Below are 20314 nucleotides of genomic sequence, written 5' to 3'. Positions count from 1 at the left end.
TCGGGTGGAAAGTGGCCTTCGTGGTACATCACCGGTAGGCCACGTTCACGGTGATGTGCGCGTTCGCCGGGCCCGGCGTCAGCGTGCTGTCGGTGACTCTGTAGCGAGCGCGGAACTCATGCTGATGGAGGCTCTGCCAGGCGCGCAGCTCGATAGGACGCGTCTCGTTCGGAACGAGTGGCAGGTCCAACTCGCTGCTCCGCAGCTCCACGGCGACGCCACGAGCAGCGTCGAAGCCGTTAAGCCTGAACAGTGATGGCGCATCCAGATCCGCTTCGCCGTTGAAGGTCAGCCGCAGCGCGGTCGCATGCTTGCATTCGGACACGACCAATGGCGCGGCAACCCATGCGCTATGACCGCGGGCGGCGAGATCGGCGCCGTCCACCTTGCCGAGATCGAATTGCACACTGCGCGATTGAATGACGCAGGTCGGCAACTCGGGCTCGATGCGCGCATCGACCAGATCCGCCCATGCCTGCACTTTTCCGTCGTATCCCGCATGCGCAAGCCTGCCGGTATGCAGCGTGCCGCCGCGCTCGATGGGCCCGGTCTTGATCAACTGCACGCTCGCTCCGCGAAGTTCATCCTTGATGAGCCAGCCGATCTTCAGGTAGTCGGGTGCGGGGACATCGCCGTAATACTTGTGGCGAAAATAGATGCGCACGCCGACGCCGGGTACGTTGGTCTCATAAATGTGATCGCCGAGGGCGCTCGGGGTCTGAAAGATGCCAAGGTTGGAGATGCGTGTAGGGTCGTGGCAGGTGAACTCACCCGTGCTGCCTGTGGTGGATCGCTCTGCGAGCACCACACCGTCTGCCGCCGCCGACGGCACCCGAATGACGCCGAAGGACACCGTCTGTGGTGAGTTGATGGCCGGGTGCGTCAGGCAGCCCTTGGCTTGCGACGTGCAGGCAAACGACAGCGCGAAGGCGGCGGCCACAAGGCGGGCCGCGGTACGTGACTTCATGATCGGTCCTCGGAAGGGAGGGACATGATTGTGCGCGGGGCGGTGATGCAGTCCCATACGAACCAATCTGAAAGTGCCCTGACGGCGCTCGCTTACGCTCTACGGCACGTTCACTCTTCCTCGCCAACCATCCCGCCATGAGCCTGCAGGACTACCGACGCAAGCGGAACTTCGCAAAGACCCGTGAGCCCGCCCCGGAGGACTCTGCGCGAACGGGCAGGCGATCGATCTTCGTGGTGCAGTTGCACCACGCGTCGCGGCGACACTTCGACTTTCGTCTTCAGGTCGGTGACGTGTTGCGCAGTTGGGCGGTGCCGAAAGGGCCCAGTTACGACCCGAAAGTGAAACGACTCGCCGTGGAAGTCGAAGACCACCCCGTGTCTTATGCCAACTTCGAAGGCGACATCGAGGAAGGCTACGGCAAAGGTCACGTCGATCTCTTCGATCGCGGCGTGTGGGCGACGCAAGGCGACCCCGAAGCGCAATTGCGCAAGGGCCATCTCACGTTCGAGTTGTTCGGCGATCGCCTGAAAGGCAGCTGGCATCTCGTGCGAGGCGCTAAGAAGGAGCGCCAACCCGCCTGGTTCCTCATCAAGGCGGAAGACGCTTACGCCAGTGATGTCGAGGCAGACGACCTGCTCGACGCGAAGATGCGCGAGAGCACGCGCCGGGCGGCGACCACGTCGCGGCTTCGCGCGGCCGCAAAGAAGTCCACGTCGCGCAAGAAGGCGCCGCCGACGTCGAAGACACGACGGATGTCGGCCGCATCGCTGACAAAGGCCGCCGCTGCCGTACCGCGCGCGCGCAAGGCGAAGGCCGATAATGCTTTTTTCCCTCCGCAACTCGCCCGCCTCCGCGAGACGCCGCCCAAAGGCGAGGAGTGGGTGCACGAAGTGAAATGGGATGGCTACCGCATTCTCACGGGTATCGCCGATGGGGAGGTCTTGCTTTGGTCGCGCAACGCCCTGCCCTGGAACGATCGCATTCCTGAGATCGTGCAAGCGATCAAGGGTCTTGGCCTGGACAGCGCGCGCCTCGACGGCGAACTGATCGCGCTCGATGCGTCTGGCCGAAGCGACTTCAATGCCCTGCAGCGCACGTTGTCGGGTGAAGCACAGGCGCCGCTCGTATACATGCTCTTCGATATGCCCTATCTCCAAGGCTACGACCTCTCGCGCGCGTCGCTCGTCGATCGCAAGGCATTACTGGAACGCTTGCTGGCACACGCGCCGAAGCACCTTGCCTACAGCGCGCACAACGTCGGCCATGGTGACGACGTGTTCGCCATGGCGATGGATCAGAAGCTCGAAGGCATCATCGCCAAGCGCGCGAATGGTGCCTACCGCAGCGGGCGCGGTGACGACTGGCAGAAGATAAAGCGCCTCGAAAGCGACGAATTCGCTGTCGTCGGCTATACGCCCGCGAAAGGTTCACGCCTTGCATTCGGCTCGCTGCTGCTGGCGAAGCCGGATGGCAATGATGGCTGGATCTACGTGGGGCGCGTCGGCACGGGATTCACCGACGAGATGTTGCGCGAACTCGGCGAGACGCTGACGAAGCAGGGTTCGAAGAAGCCCACCGTGCGTATCGACGCCGTGGACCCAACCCTGCGCGGTGCGCTTTGGGTAGCGCCAACGGCGGTCGCGGAGGTCTATTACCGCGGCATCGGCAACAAGGATTTGCTGCGCCAGCCGAGCCTGAAAGCCCTTCGTACCGACAAGTCGCCCGACGACCTTCGCGATTCGGATCGGGCGCCGTCCGCTCCTTCGGCCCGAAAGAAGACGCGTGCAACGAAGGCGTCCGCAAAAGTCGCTCCCGCCGATGCGAGCGCGGTGGTCATCACGCATCCCGATCGTGTCGTCTTCCCCGACGACGGCATCACCAAGCAGGACGTGGTGGATTACTACCGCGCCGTGATGCCGTGGTTGCTGCCACCGATCGCGGATCGACCCACGTCCACCATCCGTTGCCCTGGCGGCATAGGCTCGCCGTGCTTTTTCCAGAAGCACGTCATGGCGGGACTCGAACACGTCGGCACTGCCAAGCTCAAGGAGGAAACCGGCGCGCAGGCGGTATACCTCTATCCGCGCGACGAAGCCGGTCTCATCGAACTCGTGCAGTTCGGCGCGGTGGAATTCCATCCCTGGGGTTCGCACGTAGGTTCTCCCGATATCGCCGACCGCGTGGTCTTCGACCTCGATCCCGGGGAAGACGTGGACTGGCGGCGCGTGGTGGCCGCAGCGCGCATGGTGCGCGGTCTGCTCGACGAACTGGGCCTCGTGTCCTTCGTGCGCACCACCGGCGGCAAGGGCTTGCACGTGGTCGTACCACTCAACCCCGGCGCCGACTGGGACACGGTGAAAACCTTCGCGCGTGGCTTCGCCGAGGCGATGGCGGCGCTTCACCCCCTGGAATTCGTCGCCACGGCCACGAAGCGATTTCGGCGCGGCAAGATCTATGTCGATTACCTGCGAAATGGCCGGGGCGCGACGGCCGTGGCGTCGTATTCGCTCCGCTCGCGGCCGGGCGCCCCGGTGGCCGTGCCCCTGCGCTGGGAAGAGCTGGGCAAGGTGAAATCCGGCAATGCCTTCGACCTGCGTAGCCTGCCGAAGCGGCTGGCCCGCCTCAAGAAAGACCCTTGGGAAGGGATCGACGAGGTCCGCCAGGACCTGGCTTCGGTCAGTGAAAAGCTCGGCGCGTGACAGTCTGTCGCCGTCCCATGTCGGCTGGCGGCCGACACAGCCTGTAAACTCACCGGATTTCGCCGGGTTGCCACCGATGTTCGCCTCCCTTCCCGCTTTCCTGCGCGTTCCCCTCGTCTGCGTCGTGCTGCTGGTCAACACGCTGCTCCACGTGTTGCCGCTGTTCGCGCTGACGCTGCTGCGCCTCGCGATTCCCGTGGCAGCCATTCGGCGCGGTATCGGCGCCGCCTTGGTGGGGATCGCGGAGAGCTGGTTGAGCGTGAACGGCTGGCTGTTCGACGCCTTCACTCGAACCCGCTGGCAAGTGGAAGGTCTCGAAGGCCTCGGCCCGCGTGAGAATTATCTGGTCGTATGCAACCACCAGAGCTGGGTCGATATCCCGGCCCTGCAGAAGGTGTTCAACCGGCGCATCCCGTTCATGCGCTTCTTCCTGAAAAGCGAGCTGATCTGGGTGCCGCTGCTGGGTCCGGCGTGGTGGGCACTCGATTTCCCGTTCATGAAGCGGCATTCGCGCCAGCAACTGGAAGCGCGGCCGGAGCTGCGTGGCAAGGACCGCGAAGCGACGCGGCGCGCCTGCGAGAAGTTCCGTCACCTCCCGGTGTCGGTGATGAACTTCACCGAGGGCACGCGGTTCACCCGAGCCAAGCACGATGCCCAGGGCTCCCCGTACACGCATCTGTTGCGGCCAAAAGCCGGTGGTGTGGCCTTCGTGATCGATGCCATGGGCGATGCGATCCGCCACATGCTCGACGTCACCATCGTCTACCCCGACGGCTCCGGCACCATGATGGACATGATCGCGGGGCGTATCCGCGAGATCCGCGTCCATGTGCGTCGCCTGCCCATCCTGCCGGCACTGCGCGGCGATTACGAAGGCGATGCAGCGTTCCGCGAGCGCTTCCAGGCCTGGGTCAACGACCTCTGGGCCGAGAAGGACGCACGCATCACCGCGATGCTGGCCGCGCCCGCCACCAGCCGCTGAGCGGCCTGGCAGCGGACGCGACGCCGGTCACTCGCCCAGCCCGAGTTCGGTGGCGAAGAAGGTCATCGACAACGCCGCATTGCCGACGCGCTGACTGAAGGGCGCACCGATGCCGTGGCCGGCATTCATCCGCGTGAGCAGCAGTACCGGCTGTCCCGACGTGCTCGCGTCCTGCAGCGCAGCAGCGAACTTGCGCGACTGCCAGGGCGCCACACGCGGATCGTTGGCGCCGGTGGTCAGCAGCACAGCCGGATACTTCGTGCCCTTCTTCACGTTGTGCAGGGGCGAGTAGGCCAGCATCGCCTTGGCGATGGCGGGATCGGTCACGCTGCCGTATTCGCTCACGTTGTAAGGACCGTTCGCAAAGGCGGTCTCGTGGCGCGGGACGTCATAGATGCCCACGGCGCCGACCACGGCGCGGTACTGTTCCGGATGCTGCGTCAGCGCGGCGCCCATCAGCAGGCCGCCATTGCTGCCGCCCAGGATGCCGAGGTGCTTCGTGTCGGTCCAATGCGTGTCGATCAATGCCTGCGACGCGGCATAGAAATCATCGAACACGTTCTGCTTGCGGGTCTTCTGCCCCTGCTCGTGCCACGCCTCGCCGAACTCGTTGCCGCCGCGGATGTTGGCGTACGCCAGCACGCCGCCGCGTTCCAGCCAGGCGAGATTGGCACCGATGAAGCCCGGGGTGACGGGGATGCCGAAACCGCCGTAGCTGTAGAGGATGGTCGGACGCTTGCCATTCGGCGTCACGCCATCCATCGAGATCACCGTCACCGGAATCTTGCTGCCGTCCTTCGAGGTACCGTCCACTCGCGTCACGCGCACCTTCGAATAGTCGGCGGCCGGCTTCACCTCGAAGATCGTCTTCATCGAGCCGTTGCTGCCGTCGTATTCCACCCAGCGCGTGGGCTGGGTCCAGCCGGTATAGCTGATCAACGCCTTGCCCTGGCCTTTTTCCGCCGCGACGCCGCCAATCGTGATGCCCGTGGCGGGCAGCGGCACACGGCGCACGAAGCCGGCCTTGGCGTCGTACTGATCCGCCCACCAGTCCGGACCGGCACTGCGGACGACGAGGAAGCCATCGCCCAGCGCCGTCACGTGCTGGATGGCGCCTTCGCCCTGCGGCAGCACGTCGACCGCCTTGCCGTCGGCGCCCAAGGCGACGATCTTGCCGCGCGGAGCGCCTGCAAAGCTCACTACGTAAAGACGGTCGCCCACCCAACTCGCTTCGCGCACGTCGGCCTCGTGACCGAGCACGCGCTTGAAGGCCGAGGTGCCCTCGCGCAGGTAGACCTCCGCCGGACCGCCATCGCCTTCGTTCGCGAGCAACGCCGTGGCCTTGCCGCCCGGGCTTTCCTTGAGGATGTATTCCGCTACCTGCGAGTAGCCCTTGCCGAAGACCACGGTGTCTTTCGCGGCAGGCTGGCCGATGACGTGATGGGCGAGATAGGCGTCGAACTCGCGCAGCAGTTTCCCCTGCGTCGGCGCATCGAAGCGCGCATACGTCACGCCCTTCTCGTCGGCATCCCAGGCCAGCGCCTGTGGCGTGGTACCGCCGCCCGCAAAGGGCAACTCGTCGCCCAGCGGTTTACCCGTGGTCGTATCGAGAATATGGATGGTGGTCAGTTCGCTGCCGCCCTCGGCCGTACCGTAGGCCAGATAACGGCCGCTCGGTGAAGGCCAGTACGCCGTGACGGCGGTGCTTCCGTCGCCCTTGTTGAGGTCCACCAGCGTGCGCGTCGGACCGTCGGGCCAGGCCTTCGCCACGAGCAACGGTTGCGGCTGCGGCGGCGTGTTCTCGAAGTAGAACAAGGTGCCGCCGGCAAGCGTGGGTGAGGAACGCGTAGTGGACGTGATGGACAACTCGCGAATACGGGCACTCAGAGCCTTGCCCAGTGGCATCGCACCGATCGTCGCCTCGGTATAGGCGTTCTGCGCGTCGATCCACTGCTTCACGTCCGCCGCTTCGGGATTTTCCAGCCAGCGGTACGGATCGTTCACCGGCTGGCCGGCCAGCGTCTCGGAAACGACCCGTTTCGGTGTGGCGGGCGGGGGCGTCGTGGCCGCTTGGGCGGCAAAGGCGAGGAACAGGCTCGCAGCGAGAAGGCGGGGAACGAGGACGCGCATGGGTGAACTCCCGTGGAGGATTCCCGAGGGTAGCAAAGGCGGCGACCGAGCGACGGTGCCGACGGTTGGTTAGATTCGGCCGTGACCGAGCGCTATGCTCGACCGATTTGTCCCGCCGGAAATGCCGATGCGCGTCCTTGTCACTGCCCTGCTTACCGCCCTCGCCAGCCTGCCCGCGCTGGCGGCTCCGCCGCCGTTGGACATGGAAACGATCATGGCCAACCCCGATTGGATCGGCGCCCCGGTGGAAGATGCTTACTGGAGCGTCGATGGCAACCAGGTCTATTACGCGCTGAAGCAGGACGGCAGTCCGGTGCGCGATCTCTGGCGGGTACCGGCAGGCGGCGGCACGCCCCAGCGTCTCGATCCGGCCGCGGCGGCCACGGCAGACGGCGGCAAGCCGGTCTTCGACCGCGCGCATCGCCACGCGGCATTCGTTCGCCATGGCGACATCTTCCTCCGCGACCTTGCGAGTGGCAGCACCGTGCAGGTGACGCGTACCGCAGCCAAGGAGCGCGATCCGCGCTTCTCGCTCGATGGCCGATTGCTGACCTTCCGCGCGGACAACGACTGGTTCGTCTATCCCGTGGCGGGCGGCCCCGTGTCGCGCGCCGCGGATCTGCAGGAAAAAGACGATCCCAAGGCGAAGAAGAAGAAGGACGAGCTCGCGGACGACCAGCAAGCACTGTTCAAGACGCTGCGCACGCTGCGGGCGGACGAGGACGCCATGACCGCCGACGCCGATGCGCTGGCGGCTGCCGACCCCGGTCGCGCGCCCAAGCCCTTCTGGCTCGGTGCGAAGGTCTCCATCGCCGATACCTCGCTGTCGCCTGACGGCCGCTGGTTGATCGTGGTGACGCAGGCCAAGGACGCGGATACGGGCAAGGTGGCCGATCTCACCCATTACGTGACGGATTCCGGCTACGCGGAAACGGAAGCCACGCGCAGCTACGTCGGCCGCAACGATCCCGCACCGCAATCCCTCCGCCTGCTCGACCTCACGACGCACGCGAGCTACCCGCTCGACACCAAAACCTTGCCGGGCATCACGGACGACCCGCTGGCGGATATCCGCGCGAAAACCGTTACCGCGCTGCGCAAGGACGGCAAGACGGATCAGGCCGATGCGCTCGCCGCCCCGAAGACGCGCCCCATCATCGTCAACGGTGAGTACAGCCCGGGCATCGTCTGGAGCGACGACAGCCACGAGGTGGCGGTGCAGCTTCGCGCCATCGACAACAAGGACCGCTGGATCGCCAGCGTGGACCTCGACCGGCACGCGCTGGTCAGCCAGCACCGCCTCACGGACAAGGCCTGGATCAACTGGGACGGCAACGATTTCGGTTGGCTGCGCGACGGCCGCACGCTGTGGTACCTGAGCGAAGAGTCAGGCTACGCGCAGCTTTACACCCGGCCGCTCGGCGGCAAGCCCACCGCCCTCACCTCCGGGCACTTCGAAGTCGATCACCCCGTGCTCAGCCCGGACGGCTCGCGCTTCTTCGTGCGCACCAACAAGGTGGCGCCGTACAGCTACGACATCTACAGCGTGCCGGTAAGCAGTGGCGAACTCACACGTATCACGCGCTTCGAAGGCCTGGACGACTTCACGCTGTCGCCCGATGGCGATCGTTTGGCCGTGCTGCATTCGTCGCCTTACGTGCCGTCGCAACTCGCCACGGTCGACGTCGGCACGCATGCGGTCCACGACCTCACCGATACGCGGAAGCCGGCGTACAAGGCGCGCGAATGGATCGCCCCCGCCATCGTCGAGGTGCCCTCACAGCACGGTGCCGGCACGATCTGGGCCAAGTTCTACAGTGGGGGCAAGGCGACTGCATCAGCGTCGCGACCGGCCGTGATCTTCATCCACGGGGCCGGCTACCTGCAGAACGTACATCTTTCCTATCCCGCGTACTTCCGCGAACAGATGTTCCATAACCTGCTCGTGCAGCGGGGCTACGTGGTGCTCGACATGGATTACCGCGCGTCCAAGGGCTACGGCCGCGACTGGCGCACGGCCATCTACCGGCAGATGGGGCATCCGGAACTGGAAGATCTACTGGACGGCAAGGCCTGGCTGGTGGCGAACCAAGGCGTCGATCCGAAGCGCGTCGGTGTGTACGGCGGCAGCTACGGCGGCTTCATGACGTTGATGGCGTTGCTGCGCGCGCCGGGTGAGTTTGCCGCCGGTGCCGCGCTGCGCCCGGTGACTGACTGGACCAGCTACAACCACGAATACACGTCGAACATCCTCAACGACCCGCAGCTCGACCCCGATGCGTACAAGACCAGCTCGCCCATCCGCTATGCCGAGGCGCTGAGCGATCCGCTGCTGATCGAGCACGGGCTCATCGACGACAACGTGCTCGCCAGCGATTCGATCCGCCTGTACCAGCGCTTCATCGAACTGCACAAGAAGAACTTCTGGATGTCGCTGTACCCGATGGAACGGCACGGCTTCGTCCACCCGGATTCCTGGTACGACGAATACCGGCGCATCGACGAACTGTTCCGCGACACGCTGGAGAAGCCTGCCTCGCGCTGACCCGCGAGGCGGGTCTACCGCAGAATTTACGCAAACGTTACGCCCCGGCCGCGGCACGATACGCGGCCGCTATGCGCCGTGCCCAACAATGCAGTCCGTTTACCTCGACGGATCGCATTCGCATGAGCGGGGTCCGTTCTGCTCTTGCGCGCGTTCCGATACCCTCTCTCCATCCCGACCCCGGCCTTCCCGATGAACGATGCCCGCGAAGCCCGCGCAGACGCCCTGCTCCACGCGGTGCAGGACGAAGGCCAACGCCTGAAGGTCTTCCTTGGCGCGGCGCCAGGCGTCGGCAAGACCTTCGCCATGCTCTCGGCGGCGCGCGACCTGCGCCGGCAAGGCGTGGACGTGGTCGTTGGCCTGGTCGAAACGCACGGGCGCCCCGAAACCGCAGCCCTGCTGGAAGGGATGGAAGTGTTGCCGACGCGCGCCGTGCAATATGCCGGGCGTGAATTCCGCGAGTTCGACCTGGAAGCGGCGCTGGCGCGCAAGCCGGCCGTCATCCTCGTCGATGAGCTGGCGCACACCAACCTGCCCGGGGGACGCCACGCGCTGCGCTGGCAGGACATCGCCGAACTGCTCGCCGCGGACATCGAGGTCTACACGGCGCTCAACGTGCAGCACCTGGAAAGCCTCAACGATCAGGTACGGCGCATTACGGGCGTCGCGGTGCGGGAAACGGTGCCCGATGCGTTCCTCGATCGCGCACGCGACATCGTGCTCGTCGATCTTCCGCCGCGCGAACTCATCGCGCGACTGCGCCAGGGCAAGGTCTATGTGCCCGAGACCGCTGCGGTCGCGTTGGACGCCTTCTTCTCGCCGAGCAACCTGGCGGCGCTGCGCGAGCTGGCGGTGGAAACCGTGGCCGCGCACGTGGAGCACGATCTGCGCGGGCACATGCTGGCGCGTGGCGATGCCATGCCGGTGCGTCGCCGCGTGATGGCGGCCATCGATGGCGCGGGGCAAAGCGAATACCTCGTGCGCGTGACCCGGCGTATCGCCGAGCGGCGCGGCGCGCCGTGGAGCGTGCTCTTCGTGGATCGTGGCGGTGTCGACCCCGAGCGACGCGAGCGCGTGGACAGCGCCATGCGCCTGGCACGACGTCTCGGTGGCGAAGCCGTCACGCTTCGCGGCCATGCGGTGGCCGATGAACTGCTGACCTGGGCAGACCGCGAAGGCGTCGGCCAGATCGTGGTGGGCCGGACCCGCGAGCGCCCCATCGCACGACGGCTGGGTTACTCGCTGACCCAGCAACTGTTGCGCCGGGGCGCGCATCTCGAGTTGACGATCATCGCCACGCCCGCGGAGCGGGCCAAGGCCCGCCGCCAACTGCGCGCCAGCATGCAGCCGATGCCGTGGCGGGATTACGGCTTTGCCACGTTCACGACCGCATGCGCCATGGGTTTGTCGTTCGTGGCGGACCGTTTCCTGTCCGTGGCGAACCTGTCGCTGATCTTCCTGACCTCCGTGCTCTTTGTCGCCGTGCGCACGCGGATGGCGGTGGCCGTGTATGCCGCACTGCTCAGTTTTCTCGGCTACAACTTCTTCTTCGCTCCGCCGCGTTACACGTTTGCGATCGCGAATGCCGATGACGTGCTTGCCGTTGTGTTGTTCCTCGTCGCCGCACTCGTGTGCAGCCGTCTGGCGACGCGTCTGGCCGGCCAGGTCGCGTCGTTGCGCGCTGCACAGGTACGCGGTCGCGTACTGGTCACACTGGGACAACAACTCGCGACGGCGGCCGACGCCGATGGCGTGCGCACGGTCGCGGCGCATGCACTGGCGCGCGCACTCGACGCCGAGGTGGCCGTGCTCGCGCGCGACGCCGTCGAACGGCTCGTCACGTCGGCATCGGTGCCGGCGACGTTCGCGCTGTCCACCCAGGATCTCGCAGCAGCGGACTGGAGCGATGCGCACGCAGAGCCGGCCGGTCGCAGTACGGATACGTTGCATGGCGCGTCGTGCTGGATGCTGCCTCTGGGCAGCGAAGCGCGCCGCGCAGGCGTCGTGGCGCTGCGCTTCCCCGTCGATCGCGAGCCGGATGCGGACCGTCGCAGTCTCGCGCAGGCGATGGTCCTCGACATCAGTCAGGCGCTGGAGCGTGCGCGCCTTGCCTCCGAGCTGGAAAGCGCACGCGTGCAAGGCGAAACCGAGCGGCTGCGCAACGCGTTGCTGTCGTCGGTGTCGCACGACCTGCGCTCGCCGCTCGCGTCGATGATCGGCTCCGCGGGCACCTTGCTCAGCTACGAAACGCAATTGCCCGAGAACGAGCGCCACGAGCTGCTGAACGCGATCCTCGGCGAAGGGCAGCGACTGGACCGCTACATCCAGAACCTGCTCGACATGACCCGACTGGGCCACGGCACGTTGACCCTGAAGCGCGACTGGGTAGATGCAGGCGAAGTGGTAACCGCCGCCGTCGGCCGGGCGCACAAGCTGTTTCCCGATGTGCGCCTGGACGTGCAATTGCCGGCGAAGACCCTGCTTCTCCACGTGCACCCGGCCCTGATCGAGCAGGCGCTGTTCAACATCCTGGAGAACGCGGCGCGTTTCTCCCCGCCGGGCGAGGCCGTGCGAGTCACGGTGCGATCGGAGGCCGAGCGCTTGCTCATCGACGTCGCCGACCGGGGCCCGGGCATTCCCGAAGACGAGCGTGCGCGGATCTTCGACATGTTCTATTCGGTGTCGCGCGGCGACCGCGGTGGCCAGGGCACCGGCCTGGGATTGGCGATCTGCCGCGGCATGATCGGTGCCCATGGCGGAAGCGTGGAGGCCTTGCCGCATGTCGGCGGAGGCACCACCATCCGTATTTCGTTGCCACTGCCGGCGACGCCGGATGAACGATGACCCCTGCGACACCCCGAGTTCTGGTGATCGACGACGAAGCGCAGATTCGCCGCTTCCTCGACATCGGTCTGCGCGCCGAGGGATACCACGTGCTGTTGGCCGCGACGGGCGGTGAAGGCCTGGGCCTCGCCGCCACGCAGTCGCCAGACCTCGTCATCCTCGATCTAGGACTGCCGGACATGGAAGGCCACGACGTGCTGCGTGAACTTCGCCAGTGGAGCGAAGTGCCGGTTCTGATGCTTTCGGTACGCGATGCGGAAACCGAGAAGGTCAAGGCGCTGGACAACGGCGCAAACGATTACGTGACCAAACCCTTCGGTATCCAGGAGCTGATGGCGCGCCTGCGCGCTCTGTTGCGTCAAGGCGCAAAGAGCGGGCAGGCCGATGCGTCGCTGCGCTACGACGACGATCGCCTCTCCATCGACCTCGCGCGCCGCGACGTCACGGTGGACGGCCGACCCGTCACGCTTACCCGCAAGGAGTTCGCCGTGCTGGCGCTGTTGGTGCGACATCCCGGCCGGGTGGTCACGCAACAGCAGATGCTTCGCGAGGTCTGGGGTGCTACGCACACGCAGGACACGCATTACCTGCGCATCGTCATGGGCAAGCTGCGCCAAAAGCTCGGCGACGATCCCACGACGCCGCGATGGCTGAAGACCGAACCGGGTGTCGGCTACCGTTTTCCGGCCACCTGAGTCCTCACTCCGTCTTCATCTTCGAACGCTCGGACGTGATGCTCGTCACGCCTCGAGCGGTTCGCCGCAATTCTCGGAATTGTCCGATATCCTTCTGCGCCGCGTCCGCGCAGCCTCGCCGCTCTTCATCAAGAGGAGCACCGCGATGCATCATCGTTTTCCCGTCATCGCCTGGATGGTCGCCACCGTGTCTCCCCCGGACATGGGCAGCCTGAATTGCGCCAACGAACACTTCGTCGCTGGAGAGCGCCAGCTCCCCACCTACATCGAAGCGATAGCGCAATGCGCGGAGGAAGAACGCGGGATGACCCACCCGAAGACGGGCGAGTACGAACTGCAACGATCCTGCTACGACGCCAGTGCTCCGGGCGTACACGGCGAATGGCGATACGGGCGTATCTCCCTCGATGTGATCGAGCGGCGCAGCGGGGACGCCTATACGTTCGAGACGCTATGGATGTGCAAGCCGCGCTAGCGGCGCGCGGCCAAGACCATGCGCCTCAGGCACCGGCGGCCTGCCGCGCGAGGTACCTGCCCGGCGAATCGCCGAAGGCCTTGCGAAACATCGCCACGAACGCACTGGGCGTGGCATACCCGAGCGCATCCGCGACCACGGATACCGATTCGCCGTGGGCCAGGCGCTCCAGCGCGCAGGCGAGCCGGGCTTGTTGCCGCCACTGCGCGACGCTGCATTGCGTCTCCTGGCGAAACAACCGGGTGAGGGTGCGCACGGACATGCCGGCCCAACTGGCCCACTCCTCGATACCGCGCGTATCGTCCGGACGCTCGAACATCGCCATGGCGATGCGCCGCAGGCGGCGATCGACGGGCATGGGCAGATGCAGCCCCTCCACCGGCGCGCGCCGCATTTCATCCAGCAGCACCGCGAACAGGCGATCCTTCTCCGGCTCGCGTGCCGCGTCCACCGGCCAGGTCGCTGCGCGCTTGATGATGGCGCGGAAGAGGTCGTTGACCCCCACGACGCAGGGCCGGTCGGGCAAACCTTCCGCCGCGCACGGTGCGATGAACACACCCCAGGCATGACTGGGGCCCGCGATGCTCACCGTGTGCCGCACGCCCGGTGGCATCCAACCCGCTCTATGCGGCGGAAGCAACCACGAACCGTGCTCGGTACGCGTGATCACCAACCCCTGTTCCACGTAGAAGAACTGCCCGCGCAGGTGGCTGTGCCAGTCGATTTCTTCCAGCGGCAGCTCGCCCCGTGCCTCGTAGGCGATCAGCGGCGGATCGTCCTCGCTATCAAGCAGGGCACGCATGCGTTCGTCCAGCATTTGGCCGTTCCTCGACATAACTTGGCCCGATAACGATATCAGGCCGATAGCTTCCATGGCTAACATTTGCAGTCCCAAACAATGTCCTGAGTGGCGATTGACCTCGGCACTGCGGACCTCGACGCCGGAGAAGTCCCCATGATCCGTCTCGTCACTTACGACTACAGCGACCTCTCGGAAGGCACGGAGGCCGGCGAGGCCCTGGTCACCTTCGTGGCCTGCGCCCACGCCATGCTGGACCCAAGCACGCCGGAAGAGCAGGTACGCCACCTCGAACCGCGTCTCCTGGCGCAGCTACCCACGCTGCGCGCGCTCGGCGTCTTCGAACTGTTCGATGTGCGCGACTCCGCACTGGCCGCCCTGCTAGCCGACGAAGAAGCTATACCGAGTTGAATATATGCTCGACGCATATTTGCCTTGACAACTATATTTAGGGCAATAGAATATGCGGCATGAACAATCCCGCCTGCCCCACACCCGACGGCAGGGACAGCCTCGGCTCCCTGATCGGCCTCGTCCGTGGCGAGATCGTCAGGGCGATCGAGTCTGACCTCGCCGCGCAAGGTGCCGACCTCCGCTTCACGCAGTTCCACATGCTCAAGCGGCTCGCCCTTCTCGGTCCCATGTCCGCCACCGAACTGGCCCGGTCCGTGGACCTGGACGGCGGCGCCATGACCCGGCAGCTCGATCAACTCGAAGCCAAGGGCTATCTCCGCCGCCAGCCGCACGAACAGGACCGCCGCGCCCTGCGCATCGAACTGACCGAGGCGGGCGAGGCACTGTGGCGGCACCTGTACGAAAGCAATGTAGCGACGCTCGAACGCGCCCAGCGCGACCTGTCCGCTGAAGAGCGCGAGCGACTGCACGACTACCTGGAGCGCGTGCTCGTCTCGCTCCGCGACAAAGATTGATCTAGACCTCGAGGCAAAACGCATGCGTCTGCACACTCTTGTGGCGGCCGTCGGAGCCGCATTGATCCTTTCCGGCTGTGTGACCAGCCGTGGACTGGATCCGCAGGGCCGACTCGCCGATCCGTCCACCCTTCATGCCGAGCGCAGCCTGGCCAAGGCGCAGGTCTCGCCGGCCAACTGGCCCGCGGCCGATTGGTGGACCGGGCTTGGCGACAGCCAGCTCAGCGCGCTGATCGAAGAGGCGCTAAAGGACAACCCGGACCTCGCCGCTGCCGACGCACGCGTGCGTCAGGCGCAGGCGCAGACCGGCTCCGCTGACGCCGCCCGCGATCCGACCCTCGCGGTCGGTGGCGGCGTTGCAGGCGCGCACCTGCCAGGCACGCTGTTCCCGGCGCCGCTCGGTAACCACTTCAGCTGGACGAAGTACGGCTACGGCAATTTCAGCTGGGATCTCGATCTGTGGGGCGGCAAGCGCGACGCGTGGGAAGCCGCCGTCGGCGCACAGCGCGCCAGCGAAATCGACGCGCGCGCCGCGCGCATCGAAATCTCCACCAACGTGGCGCGTGCCTACGTGCAGCTCGGCTATGCGTTCACGCAGATGGACGTCGCCAAGGCCGAACTGGATCGTAGCCGTGCGTCGCGTGATCTCACCCGTCAGCGTGTGGCTGCCGGTGTGGACAACCAGATCCAGGTCAAGCAGGCGGATTCCGAGCTCGCCACGGCGGAGCGTGAAATGGCCGTGGCGCAGCGTGCGATCGATTCATCGCGCAGCGCGCTCAGCGTGCTGCTCGGCAAGGGCCCCGACCGCGGCTTGGACATCGGCCGACCGGCCGTGCTGGCGCCGTCGGCCGTGAGCGTGCCGGCGAACCTGCCGGCCGACCTGCTCGGACACCGCGCCGACCTCGTCGCCGCGCGCTGGCGGGTCGAAGCCGCGTCGAAGAACATCGCGGCCGCAAAGACAGAGTTTCTGCCGAACGTGAGCCTCGGCATCCTCGCGGCACAAGTGGCTGGCGGCTCGGAGAACCTGTTCTCCTCGCGCGCACGCTTCTGGCAGGTGCTGCCGGCCTTCAGCCTTCCGATCTTCGACGGCGGTCGCCTGCGCGCGAACCTCGCCGGTAAGGACGCCGACTACGACCTGGCCGTGGCTCAGTACAACAAGGTGCTCGTCGGTGCGGTCAACGAAGTGGCCGACGACCTTTCGGCGCTCGACTCGCTGGGTACGCAGATCCAGGCGCAGCAGCGCGCGCAGGACGCCGCGCAGCAGGCCTATGACCTTTCGCAGCAGCGCTACAAGGCGGGCGTCGGCAGCTATCTGGAATCGCTCATCGTGCGCCAGCAACTGCTCCAGGCCGAGCAGCGCATGGCCGCGCTCCGCGCGCAGCAGGTCGATACCTCCGTCCAACTGATCCAGGCGCTCGGCGGCGGTTTCCGCCCCGAGGCAGACGACCAACCGGTCGCCGCCGCCACGCCGGCCCATAACTAAGAACACGTCCCGAGGCAGCTAACGATGTCCCAAGAAACCACCGCCCCTGCCGGCGCCGTCGTGGCGCCGCCACCGAAGAGCCGTCGCGGCTTCTTCCTCAAGCTCCTGTTGCTCGTCATCATCCTCGCCGGCATCGGCTGGACCGTCTGGTACTTCGTCGACGGTCGCTGGTACGAGGACACCGACGATGCCTACGTCAACGGCAACGTCGTGCAGATCACGCCGCAGATCGCGGGCACCGTGACCTCGATCGGCGCGGATGACGGCGACCTCGTCCACCAGGGCGACGTGCTGGTGAAGCTCGATCCGAGCGACGCGCAAGTCGCCCTGGAAAGCGCGCGCGCGAACCTCGCCAATACCGTGCGTCGCGTACGCGGCCTGTACAACAACGTGACCTCGGCGCAGGCCGATGTGGCGGTGCGTCAGACCGCGGTGGATCGTGCCCGTGCCGACTACAACCGTCGTCGCGACCTCGCGAAGTCGGGTGCCATCTCGGCCGAGGAACTGTCGCATGCACTGGACACCCTCACCTCCGCCGAAAGCAACCTCGCGTCCGCGAAGCAGTCGTACAGCAGCAGCAAGGTGCTGGTCGACGACACCGTCGTCGCGTCCCATCCCGACGTGCGCGCCGCGGCCGCCAAGCTGCGCTCCGCATATCTCGATGACGTGCGGACCACGCTGCTCGCTCCGGTAGACGGTTACGTCGCCAAGCGCACCGTGCAAGTGGGTCAGCGTGTGCAGCCGGGCGCCGCGTTGATGGCGGTGGTGCCGCTCCATGAAGTCTGGATCGACGCGAACTTCAAGGAAACCCAGCTCACCCATATGCGCATCGGCCAGCCGGTGGACGTGACCGCCGACGTCTACGGCAGCGATGTCGTCTACAAGGCGAAAGTCCGCAGCCTCGGCGTGGGCAGCGGCAGCGCGTTCTCGCTCCTGCCGGCGCAGAACGCCACGGGCAACTGGATCAAGATCGTGCAGCGTGTGCCGGTGCGCGTGGTCTTCACCGATCCGAAGCAGCTGGACGAGAAGCCGTTGCGCCTGGGTCTGTCGACCAAGGTCACGGTGTCGCTGCACGACCAGAGCGGCCCGCTGCTGGCGAAGCAGGCACCGACGCAGCCGGAGTTCTCCACCACCGTCTACGACAAGCAGCTTGCCGATGCCGACAAGGACATCGAACGCGTGATTCACGAGAACGCGTCGGTCGGTGACGGCGACCAGCAGAAAGCTCCGAAGTAAGGGAACGGCCTCCCTCGCCGTGGGAGCGGGCGGCGGTCATCGACGGTAGTACCGACGATGGCCGCCTCCCCGTCCCGGTCCCTCCCTCAAAGACCAGGCTTATCCATGAGCACCGAATTTCGACCGCCCAATCTGGCGCTGTCCACGGTCGGCCTCTCGCTCGCGACCTTCATGCAGGTGCTGGACACCACCATCGCGAACGTGTCGCTGCCGACCATCGCCGGCAACCTCGGCGTCAGTTCCAACCAGAGCACCTGGGTCATCACCTCGTTCGCGGTGAGCAACGCCATCGCGCTGCCGCTTACGGGCTTCCTGACCCGTCGCTTCGGTGAGACCAAGCTGTTCGTCTGGGCGACCCTGCTGTTCTCGCTGGCGTCGTTCCTGTGCGGCATTGCGCAAAGCATGAGCATGCTGATTCTGTTCCGCGCGATCCAGGGCGCGGTGGCGGGTCCGATGTATCCGATCACGCAGAGCCTGCTGATCTCGATCTATCCACCGGCCAAACGCGGCATGGCACTCGCGCTGCTGGCGATGGTGACCGTGGTTGCGCCGATCGCCGGCCCGATCCTCGGCGGCTGGATCACCGACAACTACACCTGGCCGTGGATCTTCTTCATCAACGTGCCGATCGGCATCTTCGCCAGCTTCGTCGTGGCCAACCAGATGAAGGGACGCCCGGAGACCACCGAGCGGCCGAAGGTCGACTATGTGGGCCTCATCACCCTGGTCATCGGCGTGGGTGCGTTGCAGGTCGTGCTCGACAAGGGCAATGACGAAGACTGGTTCTCCTCCACGTTCATCGTCGTGACCGCGATCATCGCGGCCATCGGCCTGCTGGTGTTCCTGATCTGGGAGCTGACCGACAAGGACCCGATCGTCAATCTCAAGCTGTTCCGCCACCGAAACTTCGCCATGGGCACACTGTGTCTGGTGTTGGCGTACGCGGCGTTCTTTGCGATCGGTCTGCTCGTGCCGCAGTGGTTGCAGCGCAACGTGGGTTATACGTCCACGTGGGCCGGCTTTGCGGCCGCGCCGCTCGGCATCCTGCCGGTGATCCTCACGCCGTTCGTGGGCCGCTACGCGCACAAGTTCGATCTGCGCGTACTGGCGTCGGGCGCGTTCATCGTCATGGGTGCCACCTGCTTCATGCGCTCGGAGTTCTTCCTCGACATCGACTTCTTCAGCGTGGCGATGGTGCAGTTGATCCAGGGCCTCGGCGTGGCGTTGTTCTTCATGCCCGTGCTGAGCATCCTGCTGTCCGACCTGCAGCCGCGCGAGATCGCGGCGGGGTCGGGTCTGGCGACGTTCCTGCGTACGCTGGGCGGCAGCTTCGCGGCCTCGCTCACCACGTTCCTATGGGATCGGCGCGCGATCGTGCATCACGAACGGCTGGCGGAAAACATCACGCCCTTCAATCCGACGGCACAGCAGGCGCTGACGCAGATCGGCCACGGCGACTCGCAATACGCGGCGGCAGCGGTGAACCAGATGATCACGCAGCAGGGCTACCAGATCTCGTTCAACGAGGTCTTCCACATGCTCGGCTACGTCTTCATGGCGCTGATCTTCGTGGTGTGGCTGGCGAAGCCACCGTTTGCGGCGAAGGCGGGACCGGCGGCCTCGGGGCACTGAGAAAGAGCGTTGTGGGAGCTGCCATGGCGGCGAGAAGCCAACAGAGGGAAGGTGGGAGCCAGCCTGCTGGCGAAAAGCCAACGAAGCGGTGTAGCGGTGAGGCAAATCCATCGCCACCAGGGTGGCTCCCACCAGCAAGCCCCTTCACCGCCGCGGCGGCTCCCACAGAACAGCAAGACCTTAAGCCTTTTCTCAAACCCACAAAAAAAGCCGGCGCCTCACAGCGCCGGCTTTTTCGTTTCCAAGGACCAGATCAGATGTCGAAGCCGATACCGACCAGGGCCATCGTCTCGCCGCGGTTGGGCTCCTTGAAGCTGCCGTTGGAGATGTGGCGGACCTGGAAGCTCACGTTCTTGTACTGCCAGCCGAGCGTGCTGACGAACTCGTAGCCACTGGACAGGGCCTGGGTGCGGCCGCCGGCCGTGCCCGCGACCTGGAAGCTGAAGAAGAACGGGTGGTACCAGTCGCCGTCGCTACCGTAGTGCAGGCGCGCGCCAAGGGCGCCCACCCAGACGTCGTTGGTCACGCCGGGGTGCGAGTCGCGATACCGACCAATGTCACGCCCCTCGATGTAGCCCAGGGACACGTCCGGCGACCAGGTGAACCGGCTCTGGCCCATGGCGCGCGGGTCGAATACGGCCTCGACGAAGAAAGCGTTGGTGCCGTAGCTGTCCATGTAGCTGCGGCCGCCCTGCACTTCGATGTGGGTTTGGGCGGCGGCGGGGACACTGACAGCGGCAAGTAAGGCGGCCGCGAGGGCGCCGAGTGCGAGGGACGATCGCATGGAGGGGGTAGTCCTTGTAGTGGGGCGTTTATGAACTGGATCGTTCGGTAAATAGTGTCCAGCGAGCGTGAATAAAGAGGCCGGCGCCATATTTTTTTCTGGGTCATGCCG

General features: G+C 65.8%; 15 protein-coding genes. 11 read left to right on the top strand and 4 right to left on the bottom strand.

All coding sequences use genetic code 11. From position 1 onward, the window contains the following. Positions 1–28 precede the first annotated feature (28 nt). Positions 29–967: a fimbrial protein gene (locus tag IM816_RS00680; protein WP_250339378.1), complete on the bottom strand. Its 939-nt coding sequence runs from the start codon at positions 965–967 to the stop codon at positions 29–31. 137 nt (positions 968–1104) lie between these two features. Here IM816_RS00680 and ligD point away from each other — a divergent pair, with 137 nt between their 5' ends. Continuing rightward, on the top strand, positions 1105–3669 hold the full coding sequence (gene ligD / locus IM816_RS00675; RefSeq protein WP_250339377.1) for a DNA ligase D: 2565 nt from the start codon (positions 1105–1107) through the stop codon (positions 3667–3669). 76 nt (positions 3670–3745) lie between these two features. Beyond that, on the top strand, positions 3746–4651 hold the full coding sequence (locus tag IM816_RS00670) for a 1-acylglycerol-3-phosphate O-acyltransferase, YihG family (protein ID WP_250339376.1): 906 nt from the start codon (positions 3746–3748) through the stop codon (positions 4649–4651). Between the two features lie 27 nt (positions 4652–4678). On the opposite strand, the gene IM816_RS00665 is transcribed toward IM816_RS00670, so the two are convergent. After that, positions 4679–6781 carry a prolyl oligopeptidase family serine peptidase gene (locus IM816_RS00665; protein ID WP_250339375.1) on the bottom strand — a complete coding sequence of 701 codons (2103 nt, stop codon included), beginning with the start codon at positions 6779–6781 and terminating at the stop codon, positions 4679–4681. A 127-nt stretch (positions 6782–6908) separates the two neighbouring features. On the opposite strand from IM816_RS00665, the gene IM816_RS00660 reads away from it, so the two are divergent. The 4 genes from IM816_RS00660 (at position 6909) to IM816_RS00645 (ending at position 13340) form a co-directional block, all read left to right on the top strand. Then, on the top strand, positions 6909–9326 hold the full coding sequence (locus IM816_RS00660; RefSeq protein ID WP_250339374.1) for a S9 family peptidase: 2418 nt from the start codon (positions 6909–6911) through the stop codon (positions 9324–9326). Positions 9327–9518: 192 nt separating this feature from the next. Further along, a complete protein-coding gene (locus tag IM816_RS00655; RefSeq protein WP_250339373.1) occupies positions 9519–12170 on the top strand; it encodes a sensor histidine kinase in 2652 nt (883 codons plus the stop codon). Beyond that, positions 12167–12865, top strand: coding sequence for a response regulator (locus IM816_RS00650; RefSeq protein WP_250339372.1), 699 nt, complete (start codon positions 12167–12169; stop codon positions 12863–12865). The genes IM816_RS00655 and IM816_RS00650 overlap by 4 nt, the downstream gene beginning before the upstream one ends. Positions 12866–13010: 145 nt before the next feature. Beyond that, entirely contained in the window at positions 13011–13340 is a 330-nt protein-coding gene (locus tag IM816_RS00645; protein WP_250339371.1) for a hypothetical protein, read from the top strand. A gap of 25 nt (positions 13341–13365) precedes the next feature. Here the strand turns inward: IM816_RS00645 and IM816_RS00640 are convergent, their stop codons facing one another. Further along, a complete protein-coding gene (locus IM816_RS00640) occupies positions 13366–14157 on the bottom strand; it encodes an AraC family transcriptional regulator (RefSeq protein ID WP_218184760.1) in 792 nt (263 codons plus the stop codon). A gap of 138 nt (positions 14158–14295) precedes the next feature. Between IM816_RS00640 and IM816_RS00635 the strand changes: the two genes are divergently transcribed. The 5 genes from IM816_RS00635 to IM816_RS00615 are packed head-to-tail and all read left to right on the top strand — an operon-like array spanning position 14296 to position 19419. Beyond that, a complete protein-coding gene (locus IM816_RS00635; RefSeq protein ID WP_072323280.1) occupies positions 14296–14550 on the top strand; it encodes a hypothetical protein in 255 nt (84 codons plus the stop codon). A 59-nt stretch (positions 14551–14609) separates the two neighbouring features. Continuing rightward, entirely contained in the window at positions 14610–15068 is a 459-nt protein-coding gene (locus tag IM816_RS00630; protein ID WP_072323281.1) for a MarR family winged helix-turn-helix transcriptional regulator, read from the top strand. A gap of 22 nt (positions 15069–15090) precedes the next feature. Beyond that, complete coding sequence (locus IM816_RS00625) at positions 15091–16551, top strand: efflux transporter outer membrane subunit (RefSeq protein WP_250339370.1); 1461 nt, start codon at positions 15091–15093, stop codon at positions 16549–16551. A gap of 24 nt (positions 16552–16575) precedes the next feature. Then, on the top strand, positions 16576–17787 hold the full coding sequence (locus IM816_RS00620) for an HlyD/EmrA/EmrK family protein (protein ID WP_250339369.1): 1212 nt from the start codon (positions 16576–16578) through the stop codon (positions 17785–17787). A 57-nt stretch (positions 17788–17844) separates the two neighbouring features. Continuing rightward, on the top strand, positions 17845–19419 hold the full coding sequence (locus IM816_RS00615) for a DHA2 family efflux MFS transporter permease subunit (protein ID WP_425602598.1): 1575 nt from the start codon (positions 17845–17847) through the stop codon (positions 19417–19419). A 253-nt stretch (positions 19420–19672) separates the two neighbouring features. Here the strand turns inward: IM816_RS00615 and IM816_RS00610 are convergent, their stop codons facing one another. Further along, positions 19673–20203: an acyloxyacyl hydrolase gene (locus IM816_RS00610; protein ID WP_072323285.1), complete on the bottom strand. Its 531-nt coding sequence runs from the start codon at positions 20201–20203 to the stop codon at positions 19673–19675. Positions 20204–20314 lie beyond the last annotated feature (111 nt).

Source organism: Luteibacter flocculans (assembly GCF_023612255.1).
In the GTDB taxonomy this organism is placed as follows: Bacteria; Pseudomonadota; Gammaproteobacteria; order Xanthomonadales; family Rhodanobacteraceae; genus Luteibacter; species Luteibacter flocculans.
Note: the sequence above shows the minus strand (reverse complement) of the source record. Positions and strands in the feature narration are given on the sequence as shown.

Coding starts and splice junctions, on each gene's coding strand:
- IM816_RS00680 (WP_250339378.1), bottom strand. CDS start 967: ATGAAGTCACGTACCGCGGCCCGCCTTGTGGCCGCCGCCTTCGCGCTG.
- ligD (WP_250339377.1), top strand. CDS start 1,105: ATGAGCCTGCAGGACTACCGACGCAAGCGGAACTTCGCAAAGACCCGT.
- IM816_RS00670 (WP_250339376.1), top strand. CDS start 3,746: ATGTTCGCCTCCCTTCCCGCTTTCCTGCGCGTTCCCCTCGTCTGCGTC.
- IM816_RS00665 (WP_250339375.1), bottom strand. CDS start 6,781: ATGCGCGTCCTCGTTCCCCGCCTTCTCGCTGCGAGCCTGTTCCTCGCC.
- IM816_RS00660 (WP_250339374.1), top strand. CDS start 6,909: ATGCGCGTCCTTGTCACTGCCCTGCTTACCGCCCTCGCCAGCCTGCCC.
- IM816_RS00655 (WP_250339373.1), top strand. CDS start 9,519: ATGAACGATGCCCGCGAAGCCCGCGCAGACGCCCTGCTCCACGCGGTG.
- IM816_RS00650 (WP_250339372.1), top strand. CDS start 12,167: ATGACCCCTGCGACACCCCGAGTTCTGGTGATCGACGACGAAGCGCAG.
- IM816_RS00645 (WP_250339371.1), top strand. CDS start 13,011: ATGCATCATCGTTTTCCCGTCATCGCCTGGATGGTCGCCACCGTGTCT.
- IM816_RS00640 (WP_218184760.1), bottom strand. CDS start 14,157: ATGCTGGACGAACGCATGCGTGCCCTGCTTGATAGCGAGGACGATCCG.
- IM816_RS00635 (WP_072323280.1), top strand. CDS start 14,296: ATGATCCGTCTCGTCACTTACGACTACAGCGACCTCTCGGAAGGCACG.
- IM816_RS00630 (WP_072323281.1), top strand. CDS start 14,610: ATGAACAATCCCGCCTGCCCCACACCCGACGGCAGGGACAGCCTCGGC.
- IM816_RS00625 (WP_250339370.1), top strand. CDS start 15,091: ATGCGTCTGCACACTCTTGTGGCGGCCGTCGGAGCCGCATTGATCCTT.
- IM816_RS00620 (WP_250339369.1), top strand. CDS start 16,576: ATGTCCCAAGAAACCACCGCCCCTGCCGGCGCCGTCGTGGCGCCGCCA.
- IM816_RS00615 (WP_425602598.1), top strand. CDS start 17,845: ATGGCCGCCTCCCCGTCCCGGTCCCTCCCTCAAAGACCAGGCTTATCC.
- IM816_RS00610 (WP_072323285.1), bottom strand. CDS start 20,203: ATGCGATCGTCCCTCGCACTCGGCGCCCTCGCGGCCGCCTTACTTGCC.